This window comes from Desulfolutivibrio sulfodismutans DSM 3696 (assembly GCF_013376455.1).
GTDB classification, from domain to species: Bacteria; Desulfobacterota; Desulfovibrionia; order Desulfovibrionales; family Desulfovibrionaceae; genus Desulfolutivibrio; species Desulfolutivibrio sulfodismutans.
Genome location: NZ_CP045504.1, coordinates 1,521,979 through 1,544,406 on the forward strand (window position 1 = coordinate 1,521,979; position 22,428 = coordinate 1,544,406).

Sequence of the window (22,428 nt, forward strand, 5' to 3'; positions counted from 1 at the left end):
GCCCCGCCCCCTGATACACTTGCCGCAACATCCCGCAAGGAGCCGACGCATGGCCAGCCAGTCCAGCTACGATTATTATAAAGACGACATCACCCGCATGCCCGCCCCGCGCTCCATCGCCCAGACCCTGCTTCTGGACAAGCGGGTGCGCCGGGTCACGGCGGCCGAGGCCTACGCGTTGGCCAAGGCCCAGCACGACGTGATGGAGACGGATCTGCCCATCTATCCCCCGGCGGCCAAACGCCTGGGGCTTCCCGACGGGGCCACGGTCTTGAACAACTGCCACGGCAAGATCGTGGGCCGCACGGCCAAGGCCCGGCGCTTCTACACCCGCATGAGCGCCTCGGAACGGCGCAAGGTGGAGGCCGATCTGCGCGAGGCCGTCTTCGAGATGCAAAAACATCCCCTCATCAAGGCCAACGCCATCCTCGGCCTGGATGCGGATCTCATGATCAAGGCCACCATGGTGGCCACCGAGGACGACGCCATCAACGTCTTCAACTGGCTGGCCAACTTCACCCCCTTCGAGGAGCTGGCCGAACAGTATGCCCAAAGCCCGACCCTGCCCATCCAGGACATCCTCATCGTGGGCTTCAACCACTGGTGCACCACGGACCCCTATTATCACAACGAAGGCGGCGCCCAACTGGCCCTGGTGGACGAAGACGCCAACGTGGTCGTGAACCTGGGCATGCGCTATTTCGGGGAACGCAAGAAAGGCACCCTGACCCTGGCCTGGACATCCGGCATGCGCCTGGGCATGGCCGCCTGCCACGGCGGCATCAAGGAACTCGACTTCTCCACGACCACGGAGAAAAAATTCCACGTCCTCGGCAAGCGGTCCATCGCCTTTTTCGGGCTGTCCGGCACGGGCAAGTCGTCCCACACCAACTCCCACGACAACGGCGGCACCCTGCCCGAGGGCTTCAGCAAGGTGGTGCTGCACGACGACGCCTTCCAGATCGACTGCGACCAGAAGGTCTGCCGGGTCTGGGAGCCCACGCTGTTTGACAAGACCGATTCCAGGCCCCTGTCGCATCCGGACTGGAAATACATGATCTCCGTACAGAACATGGGGCTCACCCGCCTCCACGGCAAGGTGCTGCCCCTTGGCCAGGATGTACGCAACCCCAACGGCCGGGCGCTCATCGACCGCGACCTGCTCGGGGTCTACGTCAACCGCTGCGCCTTCCCGGACATCATGGTCTGGCTCATGAAGGACACCTGCCTGCCGCCCGTGGTCCGGTTCATCGACAACAGCCTGGCCGTGGCCATGGGCGCGTCGCTTATGACCCGGCGCAACCTGGCCGAGAACGTCTCCGAGGAGGAGCTGAAAAAACTGGTCTTCGAGCCCTTCGCCAATCCCTTCCGGGTGTATGAGTTGTGGAAGGACGTGGAGGCGTTTTTAAAGGTCTTCGAGAACGGGGCCACGGGGTTCTGCTTCAATTCCGTGGGGTTTTGGCGCACCTCGGACCGGGATCTGCGCAAGATCCCCTTGCAGACCTCGCTTGACCTGCAAACCGCCCTTTTGACCGACCGCCTGACCTGGACCGACTGGGACGTGCTGCCCGGGGCCCAGATCCCGGACAAAAAAAGCGTGGAGAAGATCCTGCCGGGCTACGGCGACCGCTACGACCCGGCCAAGGTGGAAAATCCCGAGGACTACGCGGCCACGGTGCGCGACCGGTTCATGCAGCGCCGCAACTTTCTGCAAAATTCCGACCTGCACCACAAGCCGGAACTTTTGCTCAAACTGGTCAATTCCCTTATGGTGAAGTGCTGATCGCGGCGCGGTCTGCGCCCGCAACGGCCGGGGGATGGGGCGCTCCCCGGCCGGGAACCCGTCCAACCACCGAGCGGCCATGAACTTTCGCCATATCGTCTTTGTCGCCGCCTTTTTCGTGGCCCTGCCCTTTTTGGCCTATCTGCTGTATTTAAGCCACAGCCAGAGCGTGGACCCCACCCAGATCATTTTCCTGGCCTTTGCCTTCTCGGTGACCTTCCCCACCCTGATCCTGTTGTCCCTGCTGCTCTTCCGCAGCCTGCTGGTGCTGGTTCTGGCCCTTCCGGCCTATATCGCCCTGATCATCGCCGGGTACACCCGGACCTACATGGCCTTCGGCATTTCGTGCTCAGGCCAGGCGACCCAGACCCTGCGCGACTGCCTGTATTACAGCGTGGCCACCTTCACCAACACCGGCTGCCCGGACTGCGCCCCCACCCCTGATCTCCGCATCCTGGCCGCCTCCGAGTCCTTTTTCGGCTACTTGGCCTTGGGCGTGTTCTGCTCCTGCCTGATCGTCATTTTGGTGCGGCTCATCGCCTCGGACAAGCTGCGCCACTAGTCCCCCTTCCGCCACGCACCGCCCGGTTTTTCTTCGACCGCAGTGCCTCTTTTTCCGAAGTGCGGGACATCGCGCACTGTCGCCCAAGGACTCCGGAAAACAGGCCCCACCCCACTTTTTTCAGCCCGCGCGCATGCAAACGCCAGGGCGGCGCATTCCCACGACGGCCCCGGCCTCATTTGACAATTCCGTCTCCCTCTCCCGCACTTCAGGCGCGTTCTGAAAAGAACATGCATTTTTTCTTTCGCATTCTGCAAATGACTTTCTTTCTTGCAAAAAATCACAAGCCATGATTATACTTTGCGTGAATAGAATTTTCCGCCGTGCCCTGGCGCAGCAGAGAATTCCCCATACCCATCGTCCTCTCAACCTCGGAGGCTTCCATGTTCGCCAATCTTCGAATCGCGGTCAAACTGGGCATCGGCTTTGGGCTTTTGCTGCTCTTCACCGCCGTCGTAGCCTTCGTAGGCTGGCTCAGCCTCGGCGCCATCGCCGACCGGGCCGACAAGACGGAAGGGGTAAACACCATCGTGGCCGAAACCCTTCAGGCCCGCATGGACGTCCTCTATTTCATGGACGCCAAAGACGCCTCAAGGGTGGAGCAGTTCAAGAAGCGGGTGGAGGCCGTCCTCACCCAGGCGGCCACCCTCAAGGCCAGCTTTAAAAATATCGCCAATCGGGAAAAGATGGACGCCATCACCGCAGCCATCAAAAATTACGACGAAGGGTTCATGAAATACATCGAGGCCGAGCGCTCGCGCGACGCCACGATCAAGGAGATGGTGGCCGCGGCGGCAGGCCTGCAACAGACGGCCGAGACCCTGACCAAACGCGCCAGCGCCGACGCGTCCCAGGGGGCAGGCGGCGTTGGATCGTCCGGGCTCAGGATCGCCGACATCACCCGGAACTTCCTGCTCTCGCGCATCGAGGTGCTCTACTACCTGTGGCGGGGGGACAAGGCCCGCGCGGAGAACGCCAAGGCCAGCCTGGACGCGGTTGTCGCAGCAGGCAAGGAACTGGCCGCCCAAAGCGCCCAGGCCGACGAAAAGGCCCTCCTGGCGGACATCGGGGTCAAGGCCGAGGCCTACAAGAGCCGCATCGACGACGTGGTCAAGGCCGGGGACACCCAGGCCGCCCTGGTCAAGGACATGGCGGTCATGGCCGGAAACGTGAGCAATCAGGCTGAAGGGGCCCTTGCCGCACAGAAGGAGAGCATGGCCGCCGACTCCCGCCAGGCCACCATCACCAGCCTGACCGTGTCCGCCGTGGCCGTGCTGGTGGGCATCCTTTTCGCCTTTTTCATCACCCGGGCCATCCGAAACGGCGTGAACCGGGCCTACCGCGTGGCCGAGGCCGTGGCCGCCGGCAACACCGAAGAGGACGTCGTGGCCGCAAGCACCGACGAGATCGGCCAACTCCTCGGGGCCATGGGGCGCATGATCGAGGCCGAACGCACGGCGTCGCGAATCGCCTCCAACCTGGCCGACGGGGATCTGACCGTGGAGGTCGTGCCGCGCTCGGACAAGGACGAGATGTTCCGGTCCTTCCGGGAAATGGTGGAGAAGCTGCGCGAGGTGGTTTCCGAGGTCCAGGCCGGGGCCGAAAACGTGGCCTCGGGCAGCGAACAGATGAGCGCCTCCTCGGAATCCCTGTCTCAGGGCTCCACAGAACAGGCGGCGGCCGTGGAGGAATCCTCGGCGGCCATGGAAGAGATGGCCTCCAGCATCAGCCAGAATGCGGACAACGCCAAGCAGACCGAGGCCATTGCGGTCAAGGCCGCGCACGACGCCGAGGAATCCGGATTGGCCGTGAACCAGGCCGTGGCGGCCATGAAGGTGATCGCGGGAAAAATCTCCATCATTGAGGAAATCGCCCGCCAGACGGATCTTCTGGCCTTAAACGCCGCTGTGGAGGCGGCCCGGGCCGGGGAGCACGGCAAGGGCTTCGCCGTGGTGGCCTCGGAGGTGCGCAAGCTGGCCGAGCGCAGCCAGGGAGCGGCCTCGGAGATCACGGAACTGTCGCGGTCAAGCACCGACATCGCGGCCCGGGCCGGGGATCTCTTGAGCAAACTCGTGCCGGACATTCAAAAGACCGCCGACCTGATCCAGGAAATCAACGCCGCCAGCCAGGAGCAAAGCTCCGGGGCCGGACAGGTCAACAAGGCCCTGCAACAGCTCGACCAGGTCATCCAGCAAAACGCGGCGGCCTCCGAGGAACTGGCCTCCACGGCGGAGGAATTGTCGGCCCAGGCCGAGCAGCTCCAGGCCACCATCGCCTTTTTCGACATCGGCCAGCGAGAGACCAGGCGTCCCGCCGCCCTGCCCCAGTCTCAGACCCGGACGCCCATGCGCCGTCCGGCCAAGGCGGCCCCAGCCGCCAGACCCGCCCAGGCCGCCAAGCCCGGCGGCCTCAAGCTGCGCATGTCCGAGGGACCGTCGGCCAAGGGCGGCGATGACGATGATTTCGAAAGTTTTTAATGTCCGGATCGCCACGTCGCGCGGAGAAAGGCCATGATGCAGGAAGAAGGAGCCGGATACCGTTTTCTGACATTCACCCTGGGCGAGGTGTTTTTCGCCCTGGACATCTCTTCGGTTCGCGAGATCCTTGATCTCCAGGACATCACCCGCATCCCCGGCGCGCCGGACTATATGCGCGGGGTGGTCAACGTGCGGGGAACCGCCGTGCCGGTCATGGATCTGCGCATGAAATTCGGGCTGGGGCGGGTGGAAAAGACCCTCAACACCCGCGTGGTCATTGTGGAACTCATAAAAAACGAAGCCACTTCGGTGGTGGGGGCCATGGCCGACTCGGTCAAGGAAGTTCTGGAGCTCGAGCCCGAGGCCATTGATCCGCCTCCGGCCATGGGGGCCACCGTGCGCACGGATTTCATCCGGGGCATCGGCAAGCACGGCGGCCGGTTCATCCTGATCCTGGACGTGGGCAAGGTCTTCACCAGCGAGGAAATCCTGGATGTGGCCCGGGTCGTCGAGGATGCCGCCAGGGATGCCGGGACCGCAACGGCCTGACGCCGTTTTGTCGGCGGTATTCGCTACAAAGGAAAACGCCATGACCATGGATCAGGCCGTATCGACCTACCGCGACGAGGCCCTGGAGCTTCTGGCCGAACTCGAGCGGGCGATTCTCGACCTTGAAGCCAATCCCTTGGACAAGGAGAGGATGGCGGCCTGCTTCCGGGCCATGCACACCATCAAGGGCGGCGGGGCCATGTTCGGCTTCGAGGAAATCTCGCGATTCACCCACGAGATCGAAACCACCTTCGACATGGTGCGCAACGGCAAACTGGCGGTCACCCCCAAGCTTCTTAACGCCACCCTCGCGGCCGGGGACCACATCAAGGCCCTGCTGTTCGTTGCCGAGGGACCGCCCCCGGACGATCTTCTGGCCCGTTCGGAGGAGCTTTTGACCGTCTACCGCCAGATGTTGGCGGAAATCGGCCTGGCCACGTCCGAAGGGCCACAGGCGGCGGCGAAGACGGCGAAGGCGACGGACCCGACGAACGCGCCGCTTCCAACTGTGCCGGACGGAACGGACGCCTGCGACCTGCCCGACGCCGGGCCTCCGGTGATGTATTGGATCCATTTTGCGCCCGCTACGGATCTCTTGGCCAACGGCACCGAACCTCTGGGGCTCTTCGAGGAACTGGCAGCCCTGGGACCGTACCGGGCCCAGGCCCATGGTGAAGACATCCCGGCCCTGGACGACCCAGGATACGATCCCGAGGGACTCCACGCCGCCTACGACATCCTGCTCATGACCTGCCGGGGCGAAAACGCCATCCGCGACGTGTTCCTCTTCGTGGAAGACTCCTGCCGACTGGCCGTGATCCCCCTGGTTCCCGGCAGGCTCCGGGGGGCGGACTTTGAAGAATTCCTCCCCTTTTTCGCGCAGATGGCCCCGGGCGAGGACCAAAACGTGGCCGCCTCGCGGCTGCGAACCCTGGTGGAGGGCAAGCTGCGCCAGGTGGAGGCCATCCGGACCAAGGGGCAGCCCAAGGAGCAGACCCCGAAACAAAAGCAGGACACGGCCCCGGCCAGCGCCTCCCTGCGCGTGGACTCGGCCAAGCTCGACGCCCTGGTGAACATGGTCGGGGAACTGGTCATTCTCCAATCCCGCCTGCGCCAGGCGGTCAAGGGCGAAAACATGGCCGCCGCCTCCGATGTGGACGAGGATTTGGAGCGGCTTACCGACGCCATGCGCGACAGCGCCCTGGAACTGCGCATGCTGCCCATCGGCACGGTCTTTTCCGTCTTTTTACGGCTGGTTCGCGACCTGTCCGCCTCCCTGGGGAAGGAAGCCGGCTTTGTGGCCGAGGGGGCGGAAACGGAACTCGACAAGACGGTCATCGACCGCCTCAAGGATCCCCTCATCCACATCATCCGCAACAGCATGGACCACGGCATCGAACCCCCCGACGAACGCACCCGGGCCGGAAAGCCTCCGGCCGGGCGCATCGTCCTGTCCGCCGGCCATTCCGGCGGCAACGTGGTCATCCGCATCCATGACGATGGCCGGGGCGTCGATCCGGCCCGCATCCGCAAAAAGGCCGTGGAACGGGGCCTGCTGTCTCCGGACGCCGACGTGTCCGAAAAAGAGCTCCTGGCCCTTTTGTTTGAGCCGGGGTTCTCCACGGCCGACAAGGTCTCCGACGTCTCGGGCCGGGGCGTGGGCATGGACGTGGTGAAAAAGAACATCGAGGCCATGCGCGGCACGGTGGACATGGAAAACACCCCCGGCCAGGGCACGACCACGGTCATCACCCTGCCCCTGACCCTGGCCATCATCGACGGCTTCAACGTGCGGGTGGGAGAAGAATCCTACATCGTTCCCCTGACCAATCTGCGCGGTTTCCAGGAACGCTTCCTCACCGGCCAGCCCCGCCAGGTGGAGTCCATCGAGCGCATGGGGCATCTCATCCCCCTGGTCAGCCTGCGGCGGCTGTTCGCCGTGCCCGGCAGGCAGCCGGACTATGAGCGGGTGGTGATCGTGGAGGCCGACGGGGAGATGACCGGCATCGCCGTGGATGTGGTCGTGGGACGCCAGCAGGCGGTGATCAAGAGCCTGGACGAATCCTACCGCTATCTCAAGTGGATCGCCGGAACCACCATCAACGGCGACGGGAGCATTTCGCTTATCCTGGATGTGCCGCGACTGTTGCGCATGGCCAGGGAGCAGTACGAACGCACGGAAGAGCGGGAGGCGCTCACCTGACGCCCCCGCCTCCCGGACGGATGACGAGGCAAACGCCATGGACGCCCAATCGACGGTAAACGCTGCGGAAAAGACAGCCACCCTGCGCCTTTCCGGCCCCTGCGGCACGGAGCACGCCGCCGCCCTGGCGGCGGCCTGGGGTGCGTTTTTGAAGCAGGTGGACGAGGCCCTGGACCAGGAAAAACCGGAAACCGCTCCACCATCCCAGGGCTTTGCCGCGAGCCTGGATCTTTCCGGGGCGACCGGCGTGGGACTGGCCTTTTTCGAGGTCATGACCGCGGCTGCCAAGGCCCTGTCCCGGCGCGGCATCGCCGTATCGCGCCAGGGTGAGCTTCCGGAACCCCTGCGCCAGGCCGCGAAACTTGCGGGCTTCGCCACCGTGCCCGGCATTGGCCCCCTTTTCGCCCCACCGGACGGCCACACGGCCCAGGCGCGTCCCTGACACGGCAGGAGCACCCATCTCCCAGGTCTCTCCGCCGCGCCGTAAACCTTCTGCGGCGTTACCGGTTGGCGCCGGAAAAGCGCCCCCTCTCGGCCCGCCCAGGTCTTATCGCAACGGCCACGGCCGGGACAGCCTCCCCGGATCGTGTCCTTGAACCTCGCGAATCCAACGTTCAAGAACAACGACTGAAGAGAACATTCATTTCTTAAAAAACGGATCTCCCAAGGGACGCAGCCTTAAAACTCGTACCGAATCCCCACGGCCCCGGCCTGGGTCTGGGCGCCCTGCCCCAGGAACTGGCCGGAATAGCGGGCGTACAGCGAGGTCGCGGCCGTCACGCCCACGCTCACTCCGGCGTCGAGCAACATGACGTCCCGGGCCGGATCGCCGGTTTTCGAGGAGAATCCCGAGGTCGGCGAACCGTTGAACCGGGCCGAAATGGTCTGGCTGTCGTTTAAAAATTCGTGGCCCCAGCGCAGCGACACGTCCGGGGTGATGGTGGTCGTCTCCCCCAGGGCGAAGGTTCCCGTGACCTTGGCCCCCAGGCCGCTTTTCAGGCTGTTCCCTGAAAATCCGCTCACCGTGAGCCCCAGATCGGGGTCGGATTCCGCAAATCCCGGGGTATTCACGTAGCCGTAGTCCAGGGTGCCCACGGGACCGGCCTTCCAGGCCCCGAAGGTCCATTCATAGCCCGTGGCCAGCGACCCCCCGAACAGAAACGAGGTATAGGCCCCCGAGGGTTCCCGCGACACGCCCCCGAAGGCAATCCTGCGATCCAGATGGTTCACCGCCGCCCCGGCCTGGACCAGCCCATCGAAATAGAACCCGCCGGACGCGACCGAGGCGTAGAGGCCGCCCAGGAAGGCGTCGGAGAAGCCCGACGAGTCGGCCGCATCCTTGAAGCGCAGGTCGGAATGCACATAGCCCACCTGGAATCCGGCCAGGAAGGCGTCCGTCAGTTGCGCGTCGCCGCCCGCCATCACCCCGTACTGCCAGGACTGGAACCCCGTGCGGTTATGCCCGTTGTCAAAGGTCTGGTACTGGCCCACGGGCTTGACGAAAAGCCCGAATCCGTCGCCTGCCCCAGCCTGCCCCGCTCCCGTCCCGCCGATGTCGCGCAGGCCCCCGGAAGAGGCCAGTTGCGGCAGGCGGCTGATGTCCCCGCCGGGAAAGGCCGCAAGCAGCGTCTCCCCACCCCGGCGCTTGGCGTAGGCCCGGTCGCGGATGGTGTCCGAAAAAAGCCGCATGGCCGAAAACGACGTCTCCACCAGGGCGCTGTAGGGCTCGGGCGACAGTTGCGCCAGCCCCTCGGAAACCTGGGCTGTGGACATGAAGTCCACGCTGCCCAGAATCTGCTGCAAGGCCGGGGTGGCGGCAAGCGTGGCCCCGGTCAGGCCCAGCCCGGCGGCCGCGGCGTTTCCGCTGGCGGCGGCGATGGTGTAGGGCAGACGGTTCACCGTGGCCGTGACGTCGGTGGCGGTGGTGCTCAGGGAAAAAACAAGGAACGGGCTGCCGCTGGCGGCGACATTCTGAAAGCCGCCCGCCAGGCCGCCCGCCGAGGAGATCAGGGTATAGCTTTGCCCCTGCCGGTAAAATCCCTGGGCCACGTCCAGGCTCAGGGCTCCGCCCAGGGTGGTCAGGCCCGAGACCAGCATCAGGTCCGAGGCGAAGGGATTGATCTCCATGGCCAGGACGCCGCCCCCGGCCAGGGTCAGGTTCCCGTTGACGGTCATGGTCCCGATGGAGGTTCCCGGGGCGATCACGCCGTTATTGACCACGTTGCCGTTGATGGTCCCGGTCCCCAGAAGCGTGCCGTCACCGGCCACGGCCACCAGGGGCGCGGTCAGGGTTCCGGCCACCAGGGACGTCCGATGCAGGGTGACGTCCTGCCAGGTCTGGAAGGCCGCCCCGGAAAAGATGTGGTATTGCGAGGAGTCCAGGGTTCCGGTCACCCGCAAAAGCCCTTCCATGACGGCGGTCCCGCCGGAATAGGAATTGTCTCCGGCCAGGGTCAGCACGGCGTCGCCGTCTTTTATCAGGCTGCCCGTGCCGGTAATGTCGCCGCCGTAGGTCTTGTCCGCGCCCAGGTCGATAACGAGCGAGCCGTCGTTTTGCGTGTCGCCCGTGATGGTCACGTTTTCGTTGATGCGAAGCGTGGCCAGGACGCCGACGGCCAGATCGCCGAAGATCGAAGCATTGCCCGCCGAAAGGGAGAGGTTCCAGTTGGCGGCCGAAAGACCGTCCCCGGCCACCAGATGGTCCACGCCCAGAAACAGGTTGTCCACCGCACCCGTGCCCACGAGCCCCAGGGTGTTGTTCCCACCGATCCCCAGGTCCACCGCGCCAAAAAGCGTGGCCCCGGTCCCCAGGCTCACGCGGTTGTCGGCTGTGCCTACGATCCATCCCCCGGCCCCGTCCGAGACCCCGGCCCGAATGGCGTAGCCCTGGCCGCCGCCCGAGGCGTCCACGCCCGCCAGGACGCCGGTCACGTACAGGTCCATGGGACCGGCCGCCGCCACGGCCACGGCGAGGCCCTCGGCCTCGGCCGACACCTCGCCGGAGAGGATCGCACTGCCGCCGCCTGCGCCGTGGATGCCGCCCTGGGCCTGGATGCCCACGGCCGTGTTTCCCCCGGAGAAAACGTCGACAGTCCCGCTTAGGCCGCCAAGGACCACATCGCCCCCGGAGGCGATGCCGAAGGCGCTGCCGACGTCGGACACGACCTGGATGTACCCGTCGCTGGACATGCCGCCGATGACCACGTGGTATCCGGCATCCGTGCGCAACCCCACGGCCTCGCCGGACTCAGCGATGGCCATCACTATTCCCTGCAGGGCGTCCACGGTGATGTCCCCGTTCATGGCGTCGATGGCGATGGATCCGGAGTCGGCAGAAGCCCCGACGACAGCGTCTTCGGCGAGCGTCCCGATGGTCACCGCGCCGTTGCCGAGGATGCCCACGGCGTCGTCGCCCTGTGCGACGCCGACCACCGCACCCTCCAGCCGACCGATGGATACGTCGCCCACGGCGGAGAGGGCATAGGCCCTGTCTCCGGGGGTCAAGGCGTAGATAATGCCTTCGCCCAGGGTTGTGATGGTCAGATTCCCCTGGGACACGATGCCGTAGGCATCTCCGGTTCCTGCCTGGGCAACGATGAGCGTATCCGTCATGGTTCCGATGGCGATGTCGCCTGCGGCGGACAGGCCGCAGGCGTCGCTGCCCAAGGTCGTGGCCATGATCTGTCCATAGGACATGGTCCCCAGGGTCAGATCGCCGCCAGCGGAGACTCCGGAGGCGTTGCTGCCGCCCGCAACGGCCATGACCGCCCCCTGGCGCCACGACCCGATGCTCACCGAACCGCCGGAAGAAAGTCCGAAGGCCCCGTCGCCTGCGGCCTGGGCAGAAACGACGCCATCCATGGAACCGATGGACAACCCTGTGTCGCCCCTGATGCCGAAGGCCCCGTCGCCTCCGGCCTCGGCCGTGGCGTTGCCGGCGTAGCCGAAGGCGTCGATGGCCAGAGAACCCGCCGACGCGATGGCCGTAGCGTTGTCGCCCGTGCTCTGGGCTGAAAAGGAGATCACGTTGGCCCCGTCCACCGTCCCCAGGGACGCGGCGGTCAGGGTGGTGACGTTCGTCGCCCCGGACAGGGTCACGGCCACGTCGCCGCCCGAGGCGTTCACGAAGGAGGCCGTCTGGTTCAGGGTCAGCCCGCCGGACAGGCTGATAGTCCCGGCCGAACCGGCCATGAAATTGACCAGCCCGGGTTGGCCCGAGACGTTTATGTCCGCCACGGCCTGGGCAAGCGAACCGACGCCCGTGGGATTGGTTGTAGTGACCGGATAGGCGGTCTGGGCCAAGGCCGTACCGGGCGCAAGGCACCAAAAGGCTGCCGCCAGGGCTGCAAGACATCGGCGAAAGAGGGGGCGAAGGCGGAGGCAGGACAGGCACGGCAACGGGACCAGGGAAGACCGGTCATGCAGCATGGTGAAACTCCTGAATTTGGCGGTGCGAAGGCCATACCCGAAAGTTTGGGAAATGAATAGCCGCAATATCGATTTCCCTACGCCAGGAAGGAGCGCCGACCGGATGTCCCATCATGCATCCCGCCGCGGCGCAGGCCACACCGGCTCTTCCTCCACGCGCCCGGCGCCGCAGCACGACCGGATAATCCCGTCCCACTCACGAATCAAAACTCGTAGCGCACCCCCACGGCCCCGGCCTGGGTCTGGGAGCCCCGCCCAAAAATCTGGCCGGAATAGCGTAGATAGAGTTTTGCGGAATCCGACACGCCGACGCTCACCCCGGCGTCCATCAGCAGGTTGTTCCGGGTGGGCTCGCCGGTCTTGGCCGAAAAGGACGACGTAGGCGAGCCGTTGTACCGGGCCTTGATGTTCTGGCTGTTGTCCAGAAACTCATGCCCCCAGCGCAGGGACACGTCCGGGCTGACGGTCGTTTTCTCCCCCACCGTGAACGTCCCCGAGACCTTGGCCCCCAGGCCCGACTTCAGGGAATTGCCGGAAAAGGCGCGCACGGTCAGCCCAAGCTCGGCGTCGCCGGTCTCGGAAAAGCCCGGCACGGACACGTATCCGTAATCCAGCGTGGCCACCGGCCCGGCCTTGAACTTCCCAAACGTCCAGTCGTAGCCCGTGGTCAGCGAGCCGCCCAAAAGAAACGACACGTACGTCCCTTGCGGCTGCGTGGAGATGGAGCCGAACTCGATCTTGCGCACCAGCCGGTTCCAGGCCGCCCCGGCCTGCACCAGGCCGTCGGCGTAGAAGCCGCCCGAGGAATATGCGCCGTAGAGGCCGCCCAGAAAGGTGTCCGAACGGCCGCTGGACTTGGCCGTGTCCGAGAACGACAGGTCGGAATGCACGTAGCCCGCCTGGAACCCGGCCAGCAGGTTGTCATTTACGGCCAGATCGCCCCCGGCCACCACGCCGTACTGCCAGGCGTCGAAGCCCGTGCGGTTATGCCCCTTGCCAAAGCCCACGTACTGGCCCACGGGCTTGACGAAAAGCCCCAGGCCCGCGGCCTGGCCGGATTTGGCCGTGATGCCGCTTGACGCATCGCTGGCGATTGACCGCGAGGCCAGTTCCGTCATGCGCGACATCTCGCCGCCAGGCACCATGGCCAGAACCGACCCGCCGCCGCTTCGCGTCGCATAGGCCCGTTCCCGGATGGTGTCGGAAAAAAGCCGCATGGCCGAAAACGAGGTCTCCACCAGCGCGCTGTAAGGCTCGGGAGACATCTGCTGCAACCCGGCGGCGACCTCGCCCAGGCTCATGAAGTCGATTTCGGCCAGGATCGTCTGCATGGCCGGGGTGGCGGCAAGCGTGGCCCCGGTCAGGCCCAGGCTGGCCCCGTAGGAATTGCGGGTGGTGGCCGCGATGGAATACGGCAGGCGGACCACGCTCGCCGAACCGCTGAGCGTGCCCACCGTGGCGGTGTCCGTGTTTTCCACGGAAAAAACCAGGAAGGAACTCTGATTGTCGATGGTAATGGTTTCGTAGTCGCCGGTGAGCCCGCCGTCGGAAGAAAGCAGGGTGAACTGCTGCCCCGTGGTGTAGTAACCTTCGGCGATGGCCACATGCAGGGAGCCGCCGTCGATGGTGGTGGCCCCGGTGACGTGCAACAGGTCCCTGGCCGTGGGGGTGATCTCCAGGGAGAGCAGACTTCCCGAGCCCAGGAGCAGGTCGCCGTCGATGGTCAGGGTTCCCGCCGAAAGCCCGGGGGCGATGGTTCCGTGGCTCTCCACGTCGCCCATGATGGTCCCGGTTCCCATGAGCGTGCCGAACGAGCCCAACGCCAGAAGCGGCGCGGTCCAGGTGCCGTTGACGACGGCATCGCCATTGATGGTCGTGTCGCTTGCGAAGGTGATCCCGGCCCCGGCGTCGATCTGGTAATCCAGAGAGGCCAGGGAACCGGTCACGTCCAGGTCGCCTTCCATGACCCAGGTGAAGCCGGTGTATGTATTGTCGCCGGACAAGGTCAGGGTGGCGTCGCCGGACTTCAAAAACGTCCCGGCCCCTTCGATCACCCCGGCATAGGTGGCGTCCAGGGCGGGACTCATGTCCAGAAGCGTCCCGGCGGCCATGTCGATGCTCTGGGAGGCCAGGGAACCCGTGATCCGCAAAATCCCAGACGTAAGCGTGGTGTCGCCGGTGTACGTATTCGCGCCGGAGAGCGTCAGGATGCCCGCGCCGGATTTTTGGAAATCCCCGGCCCCGGAGATGATCCCGGCATAGGTCGTGTCCACGCTGGGGCTCATGTCGAACAGCGCCCCGTCCGCCACCTCCACGGACTGGGAGGCCAGGGAGCCCGTGACCAGAAGCGTCCCGGCGGTGACCGAGGTGTTGCCGGTATAGGTATGATTTCCGGTCAGGGCCAAAAGGCCCGCGCCGGATTTGACGAAGTCCCCGGCCCCCTCGATCACCCCGGCATACAGGGTATCCACGACGGGGTTCATGTCCAGAAGCGCCCCGGCGGCAATGTCGATGCCCTGGGAGGCCAGGGAGCCCGTGACCAGAAGCGTCCCGGCCGTTATCGTCGTGTCGCCGGTGTAGGTGTGGTTCCCGGTCAGGGTCAAAAGGCCCGCGCCGGATTTGACGAAATTTCCCGCCCCGGAGATGACCCCGGCATAGGTGGCGTCCACGCTGGGGCTCATGCCCAGGAGCGCCCCGGCGGCCACGTCGATGCCCTGGGAGGCCAGGGAACCCGTGACCAGAAGCGTCCCGGCGGTGATAAACGTCGCACCGGTATAGGTGTTGTCGCCGGACAAGGTCAGGGTGGCGTCGCCAGACTTCAAAAACATCCCGGCCCCGGAAATCACCCCGGCGTAGGTCGTGTTCGCGGCCGGACTCATGTCGAAGAGCGCCCCGGCCGCCACATCCACGGACGCGGAGGCCAGCGACCCGGTCACGCGCAGGATTCCGGCAGTGATGCTAGTGTCGCCGGTATAGGTGTTGTTCCCGGAGAGCGTCAGGGTGGCCGCGCCGGATTTCTGGAAATCCCCGGCCCCGGAGATCACCCCGGCGAAGCCCGTATTCGCTGATGGCGACCAGTCCAGGAGGCCGCCCGAGGCGATGGACGCCCCCGAGGCGACCAGGCCGCCTTGCAGGATCAAGGTTCCCTGGCTGACGGTCAGGGTTCCCGTGCCCAGGTCCACGTCGCCGCCGATGGTCCAGGATCCGGAATCGTCCTTGATGAGGTTCTGGAAGTTGCGCACCGCGCCATCCAGGCTGACGCTGCCGACCAGGGTCAGGGTATTGTCGCCGCCGCCGCCGTCAACGATGCCGCGCACCATGGCCCCGGGGCCAAACGTGGCCGAGTCGTCCCCAGCCCCGAACAGGATGGCCACGTCGGTGGAACTGGCGGCCAGGATGCTGCCGGTGCTGACCAGGGTGCAATCGGCGTCGGTGAAGGTCAGGGCGCTGGTCAGGTTGATGGTCCCGGCGTTGGTCAGGCTGCTCAGATTGGTCAGGCTGCCCGAGAAATTCATCGTGGCCCCGGAGGCCACGTTGATGGAGCTGGTGGCCAGGGAGCCGGTCACGCCCAGGGTTCCGGCAGAAACCGTGGTCGCGCCGGTGTAAGTGTTGTTCCCGGAAAGCGTCAGGGTGGCCGCACCGGACTTCTGGAAATTTCCTGCCCCGGAGATCACCCCGGCGTAGGTCGCGTTCGTGGCCGGGCTCATGTCGAACAGCGCCCCGGAGGACACGGCCACGCTTTGCGAGGCCAGCGACCCGGTCACCCGCAGGGTTCCGGCCGTTATCGTCGTGTCGCCGGTGTAGGTGTTGTTCCCGGACAACGTCAGGGCGGCTGCACCGGATTTCTGGAAATTCCCCGCCCCTTCGATCACCCCGGCGTAGGTCGCGTTCGTGGCCGGGCTCATGTCGAACAGCGCCCCGGAGGACACGGCCACGCTTTGCGAGGCCAGCGACCCGGTCACGCGCAGGGTTCCGGCCGTTATCGTCGTGTCGCCGGTATAGGTGTTGTTCCCGGAGAGCGTCAGGGTGGCCGCACCGGACTTCTGGAAATCCCCGGCCCCTTCGATCACCCCGGCATAGGTCGTGTTCGCTGTGGGACTCATGTCGAACAGCGCCCCGGCGGCCACGGCCACGCTTTGCGAGGCCAGCAACCCGGTCACGCGCAGGGTTCCGGCCGTTATCGTCGTGTCGCCGGTGTACGTGTTGTTCCCGGAGAGCGTCAGAGTGGCCGTGCCGGATTTGCGGAAATCCCCGGCCCCGGAAATCACCCCGGCATAGGTCGTGTTCGCTGTGGGGCTCATGTCGAAGAGCGCCCCGGCGGCCACGTCCACGCTTTGCGAGGCCAGCGACCCGGTCACACGCAAGGTTCCGGCCGTTATGGCGGTATCGCCGGTGTACGTGTTGCTCCCGGACAGGGTCAGGGTGGCCGCGCCGGATTTGCGGAAATCCCCGGCCCCGGAAATCACCCCGGCGTAGGTCGTGTCCGTCAAAGGGCTCATGTCGAACAGCGCCCCGGAAGACACGGCCACGCTTTGTGAGGCCAGCGACCCGGTCACGCGCAAGGTTCCGTCCGTTATCGTCGTGTCGCCGGTGTAGGTGTTGTTCCCGGAGAGCGTCAGGGTGGCCGCGCCGGATTTGCGGAAATCCCCGGCCCCGGAAATCACCCCGGCAAAGCCCGTATTCGCTGATGGCGACCAGTCCAGGAGGCCGCCCGAGGCGATGGACGCCCCCGAGGCGACCAGGCCGCCTTGCAGGATCAAGGTTCCCTGGCTGACGGTCAGGGTTCCCGTGCCCAGGTCCACGTCGCCGCCGATGGTCCAGGATCCGGAATCGTCCTTGATGAGGTTCTGGAAGTTGCGCACCGCGCCATCCAGGCTGACGCTGCCGACCAGGGTCAGGGTATTGTCGCCGCCGCCGCCGTCAACGATGCCGCGCACCATGGCCCCGGGGCCAAACGTGGCCGAGTCGTCCCCAGCCCCGAACAGGATGGCCACGTCGGTGGAACTGGCGGCCAGGATGCTGCCGGTGCTGACCAGGGTGCAATCGGCGTCGGTGAAGGTCAGGGCGCTGGTCAGGTTGATGGTCCCGGCGTTGGTCAGGCTGCTCAGATTGGTCAGGCTGCCCGAGAAATTCATCGTGGCCCCGGAGGCCACGTTGATGGAGCTGGTGGCCAGGGAGCCGGTCACGCCCAGGGTTCCGGCAGAAACCGTGGTCGCGCCGGTGTAGGTGTTGTTCCCGGAAAGCGTCAGGGTGGCCGCACCGGACTTCTGGAAATTCCCCGCCCCGGAGATCACCCCGGAGTAGGTCCGGTCAGTGCCGATATCATAAAGAAACGTCCCGTCGTTGGTGATGTTTCCGGCGATGGTCACGTTTTCGTTGATGCGAAGCGTGGCGTTTGCGTTGATGTCCAGGTCGTCGACGGTGGAGGCGTTGCCCGAGGAAAGGGACAGGTTCCAGGACGTGACCGTGCTGCCGTCGCCCGCCGTCAGATGGTCCACGCCGAGAAACAGGTTGTCCGCCGCGCCGGTTCCGATAAGCCCCAGCGTGTTGTCGCCGGTTCCCAGGTCCACCTTGCCCACAAGGGTGGCCCCGGTTCCCAGCGTCACGGTGTTGTCGGCGCTTCCCTCTATCCAGCCGCCGAAGCCGTCCGTCCCCCCGGCCCGGATGGCGTAGCCCTGGCCGCCGCCGGAGGTGTCCACGCCGGAGAGCGTGCCGGTCACGTACAGGTTCATGGCCTCGCCCGAGGCCACGCCCACGGCCAGCCCGGCCGCCTGGGCCGAGACCGTGCCGGAGACGGCCAGAGCCGTATTCGCGTCGCCGCCGTTGAGTTCCTGGAAGGCCATGATGCCCACGGCGGTGTTTCCGTCGGCCACGGCGTTGATGGTCCCGGCCATGCCGCCCGAAATCGACACGTCGCAGGCGGCCAGGATGCCGTAGGCCTCGTCGCCCGCGGAATGGGCCGATATCAGCCCCGTCGAGGTCACGGAACCGATGTTCACGGTTCCGGCGGTGAGTCCGGCGGCCATGGTCCCGGCCGAGGCCATCACGGTTCCGGCCAGATCATTGGTGATGGTCAGCGTGTCCCCGGCCTGGATGCCGAAGGCCGTCATCCCGCCTGCCGTGGCCATGACCTGGGAGTACTGGCCGAGGGAGGCGATGGTGACCGAGCCCAGTTCCGCGCCGATGCCCACGGCGGTGTCGCCTCCGGCCAGGGCGATGACGGAGGCCCAATCGGACGCCGTGCCGCCGATGTCGCCGATGGTGATGTCCCCGGCGTCGGAGACGATGCCGGACGCGTTGTATCCGCCGGTGGCCGAGGCCGCGATGGTTCCGGCCAGTTGGCCCGCGATGGTGATGTCGTCGGAGGCGCGCAGGCCATAGGCGTAATTCGTCCCGGCTGTGGCCGTAATACTCCCGGTGCTCGCGATGGAGCCGATGCTGATCGAACCGTCCGAAGATATCACATAGGCTACTGAATCGTTCGTGGCCGTGGCTGCGATGTCCCCGGCCATTGCCCCGGTGATGGTCACGCCGGTTAGACTTTGCAGGCCAAAGACGAAATCCGTCCCAGCTGTGGCCGTAATACTCCCGGTGCTCGCGATGGAGCCGATGCTGATCAAGCCGACCGAGGATATCCCATAGACTCCTGAACCGTTCGTGGCCGTGGCTGTGATATCCCCGGCCATTTCCCCGGCGATGGTCACCCCGGCTAGACCGTGCAGGCCAAAGGCGCCATTCGTCCCGACCGTGGCCGTGATGCTGCCGGTCGATGCGATGGAGCCGATGCTGATGGTGTCGTCTTGAGAATGTATTCCGAAGGCGCCATTCGTCCCGGCCGTGGCCGCGATGTCCCCAGCCATTTCCCCAGTGATGGCTACACCGCCGGAGGCGCGCAGGCCATAGGCGCTGTCCGTCCCGGCGGTGGCCGTGATGCTCCCGGACTCGGCTATGGAGCCGATGCTGATGGCGCCGCTCGAAGAATATACCCCGTAGGCGTCTGAACCGCTCGTGGCCGTGGCTGCGATGTCCCCGGCCATTTCCCCGGTGATGGTGACGTCGCCGGAGGCGCGCAGGCCATAGGCGTCACTCGTCCCGGCCGTGGCCGTGATGCTGCCGGTCCCGGCGATGGAGCCGATGCTGAGCGCGCCACCCGAATATATCCCATAGACTCCTGAACCGTTCGTGGCCGTGGCCGTGGCCGCGATGTCCCCGGCCATTTCCCCGGCGATGGTCACCCCGGTTGCTCCGCTCAGGCCGTAGGCGTCACTCGTCCCGGCCGTGGCCGTGATGCTGCCGGTCGACGCGATGGAGCCGATGCTGATCGCGCCGCTCGAAGAATATATCCCGTAGGCGTTGTACGTCCCGGCCGTGGCCGCGATGTCCCCGGCCATTTCCCCGGTGATGGCGACAGCGCCAGAGGTGCGCAGGCCATAGGCGTTGTCCGTCCCGGCCGTGGCCGTGACGCTGCCGGTTTCGGCGATGGAGCCGATGCTGAGCGCGCCGCCCGAAAATATCCCATAGGCGGAGTTCCCGCCCGCCGTGGCTGCGATGTCCCCGGCCATGTCCCCAGCGATGGTCACGTCGGCTGCTCCGTGCAGGCCATAGGCGTTGTCCATCCCGGCCGTGGCCGTCACGCTGCCGGTCGACGCGATGGAGCCGATGCTGATCGCGCCGCCCGAACGTATCCCATAGGCGTCTAAGCCGTCCGTGGCCGTGGCCGAAATGATTCCGGCCATTTCCCCGGTGATGGTCACGTTGCCTGCGGCGCGCAGGCCATAGGCGGCATTCGCCCCGGCCGTGGCCGTGACGGAGCCGGTCGATGCGATGGAGCCGATGCTGATCGTGCCGCCCGAACGTATACCGTAGGCGGAGTTCAAACCCGCCGTGAGCGCGATGTCCCCGGCCATTTCCCCGGTGATGGTGACGTCGCCGGAGGCGCGCAGGCCATAGGCGCTGTCCGCCCCGGCCGTGGCCGTGATGCTCCCGGACTCGGCTATGGCGCCGATGCTGATCGCGTCGCTGAAGGAATATATCCCGTAGGCGCCAGAGCCGCTCGTAGCCGTGGCCGCGATATCCCCGGCCATTTCCCCGGTGATGGCGACAGCGCCGGAGGCGTACAAGCCATAGGCTTCATTCGTCCCGGCCGTGGCCATGATGCTGCCTGTGCTCGCGATGGAGCCGATGCCGAGCGCGCCGCCCGAATATATCCCGTAGGCGTTTACCCCGCTCGTGGCCGTGGCCGTGATGGTTCCGGCCATCCCCCCGGCGACGGTCACACCGGTAACTCCGCGCAGGCCATAGGCGTTGTCCGTCCCGGCCGTGGCCGTGATGCTGCCGGTCGACGCGATGGAGCCGATGCTGAGCGCGCCGATACCGGAAAATATCCCGTAGGCGTCTGAGCCGCTCGTGGCCGTGGCCGCGATGTCCCCGGCCATTTCCCCGGTGATGGTCACACCGGCTGTTCCGCGCAGGCCATAGGCGTCACTCGTCCCGGCCGTGGCCGTCACGCTGCCGGTCTCGGCGATGGCGCCGATGCTGAGCGCGCCGCTCGAAGAATATATCCCGTAGGCGTATGAACCGCTCGTGGCCGTGGCCGCGATGTCCCCGGCCATCTCCCCCGTGATGGTGATGCCGACGGCATGGGCATACAGGCCACAGGCGCTATTCGTCCTGGCTGTGGCCGAGATGGAGCCGGAGGAGGTGATGGAGCCGATGCTGATCGCATCCAAGGAATATATCCCGAAGGCGTTTGAGCCGCTCGTGGCCGTGGCCGTGATGATTCCGGCCATTTCCCCGGCGATGGTCACGCCGCCGGAGGCGCGCAGGCCATAAGCGTTGTCCGTCCCGGCCGTGGCCGTGATGTTGCCGGTGGCGGCTATGGCGCCAATGCTGAGCGCGCCGCCCGAAGAAAATATCCCATAGGCGTTCGAGCCGCTCGTGGCCGTGGCCGCGATGTCTCCGGCCATTTCCCCGGTGATGGTCACACCGCTGTAGCCGTTCAGACCGTAGGCGTAAGCCGTCCCGGCCGTGGCCGTGATGCTCCCGGTCTCGGCGATGGAGCCGATGCTGATCGCACCGTCCGAATATATCCCGTAGGCGTTGTACGTCCCGGCCGTGGCCGCGATGTCCCCGGCCATTTCCCCGGCGATAGTCACACCGGTTACTCCCTCCATACCATAGGCGAAATTCGTCCCGGCCGTGGCCGTCACCCTGCCGCTTTCGGCGATGGAGCCGATGCTGATCGTGCTCCCCGTAGTTATCCCGTAGGAATATGCTCCGCTCGTGGCCGTGGCCGCGATGTCCCCGGCCATTTCCCCGGTGATGGTCACACCGGAGAAGGCGTACAGGCCATAGGCGTAATTCGTCCCGGCCGTGGCCGTGATGCTGCCGGTCGACGCGATGGAGCCGATGCTGAGCGCGCCGCTTTGAGAAGATATTCCGTAGGCGTTTGAGCCGCTCGTGGCCGCGATGTCCCCGGCCATTGCCCCGGCGATAGTCACGCCGGTTGATCCGCGCAGGCCATAGGCGTCACTCGTCCCGGCCATGGCCGAGATGGAGCCGGTGCTCGCGATGGAGCCGATGCTGACTGCGCCGATGTGAGAAGATATCCCGTAGGCGGCAGGGCCGCTGACCGTGGCCGCGATGTCCCCGGCCATTGCCCCGGTGATGGTCACGCCGGTTGCTCCGCGCAGGCCATAGGCGTCACTCATCCCGGCCATGGCCGAGATGGAGCCGGTGCTCGCGATGGAGCCGATGCTGAGCGCGACGCCCGAAGAATCTATCCCGAAGGCGTTAATTACGTCCGCGGTGGCCTCTATGGTCAGCGCGCTTGCGCCGCCGATCGTCCCCAGGGAGGTGGCGGACAGGGCGGCGACGTCCGACACCCCGGTCAAGCTCACGGTCACGGCCCCGCCGGAGTTGTTCAGGAGAGAGACCCCGCCCACACCCAGGGAGAGATCCGAACCCAGGGTGATGGTCGAAGGTGAGCCGGAAATATTGAAAAAAATGGTGTCGCCGACGCCAACATCAGCGGCCGCCTGGCGCAGGGAACCCGCGCCGCTGTCGGCGGTGTTGATGACCGTCTGGTCAGCGGCCCGGATCGTCCCGGGCCAGGCCAGCGCCATGGCCAGCACCGAAACGGCCGCCAGACAGCGCAAAAGCGAGGCGAAAAGGGGAACAAGGATACGGCAAAGGCGGACGGGCGCGGCATGGATCGATACGGCTGCGGGCACGGCGGACTCCCTCCTCCGCGAATGATCGCGGCGGTTCACACGGGGCATTGCCCACGCGGGCCGGGCCGCGCCAGGGCGTTTCGGAAACATGCTTCGGGTCATCCAATCGCGAGAATATGGAAACCCTATACGACGCATATTTTTTGCGCAACAAAAATACGTTTCACCCGAGTGTGGACATCATATGGAACCGG

At 65.8% G+C, this 22,428-nt stretch carries 8 protein-coding genes; 6 read left to right on the forward strand and 2 right to left on the reverse strand.

What is annotated here, in order from left to right:
* Positions 1-49: 49 nt before the first annotated feature.
* From GD606_RS07385 to GD606_RS07410, 6 genes are all read left to right on the forward strand, one after another.
* The gene (locus tag GD606_RS07385) at positions 50-1,783 is read left to right on the forward strand and encodes a phosphoenolpyruvate carboxykinase (ATP) (protein WP_163303510.1); all 1,734 of its coding nucleotides are present in this window, start codon (positions 50-52) and stop codon (positions 1,781-1,783) included.
* A gap of 79 nt (positions 1,784-1,862) precedes the next feature.
* Entirely contained in the window at positions 1,863-2,345 is a 483-nt protein-coding gene (locus tag GD606_RS07390; protein WP_163303509.1) for an ion channel, read from the forward strand.
* A 383-nt stretch (positions 2,346-2,728) separates the two neighbouring features.
* Positions 2,729-4,822, forward strand: coding sequence for a methyl-accepting chemotaxis protein (locus tag GD606_RS07395; RefSeq protein WP_163303508.1), 2,094 nt, complete (start codon positions 2,729-2,731; stop codon positions 4,820-4,822).
* Positions 4,823-4,855: 33 nt separating this feature from the next.
* The gene (locus GD606_RS07400) at positions 4,856-5,371 is read left to right on the forward strand and encodes a chemotaxis protein CheW (RefSeq protein ID WP_163303507.1); all 516 of its coding nucleotides are present in this window, start codon (positions 4,856-4,858) and stop codon (positions 5,369-5,371) included.
* A 40-nt stretch (positions 5,372-5,411) separates the two neighbouring features.
* Complete coding sequence (locus GD606_RS07405; RefSeq protein ID WP_163303506.1) at positions 5,412-7,574, forward strand: chemotaxis protein CheA; 2,163 nt, start codon at positions 5,412-5,414, stop codon at positions 7,572-7,574.
* A 37-nt stretch (positions 7,575-7,611) separates the two neighbouring features.
* Entirely contained in the window at positions 7,612-8,016 is a 405-nt protein-coding gene (locus GD606_RS07410) for a hypothetical protein (protein ID WP_163303505.1), read from the forward strand.
* A 236-nt stretch (positions 8,017-8,252) separates the two neighbouring features.
* Here the strand turns inward: GD606_RS07410 and GD606_RS07415 are convergent, their stop codons facing one another.
* Complete coding sequence (locus GD606_RS07415; RefSeq protein ID WP_163303504.1) at positions 8,253-11,876, reverse strand: autotransporter outer membrane beta-barrel domain-containing protein; 3,624 nt, start codon at positions 11,874-11,876, stop codon at positions 8,253-8,255.
* 329 nt (positions 11,877-12,205) lie between these two features.
* Positions 12,206-22,234, reverse strand: a complete 10,029-nt coding sequence (locus GD606_RS07420; protein WP_176629248.1) for an autotransporter-associated beta strand repeat-containing protein — start codon at positions 22,232-22,234, stop codon at positions 12,206-12,208.
* Positions 22,235-22,428 lie beyond the last annotated feature (194 nt).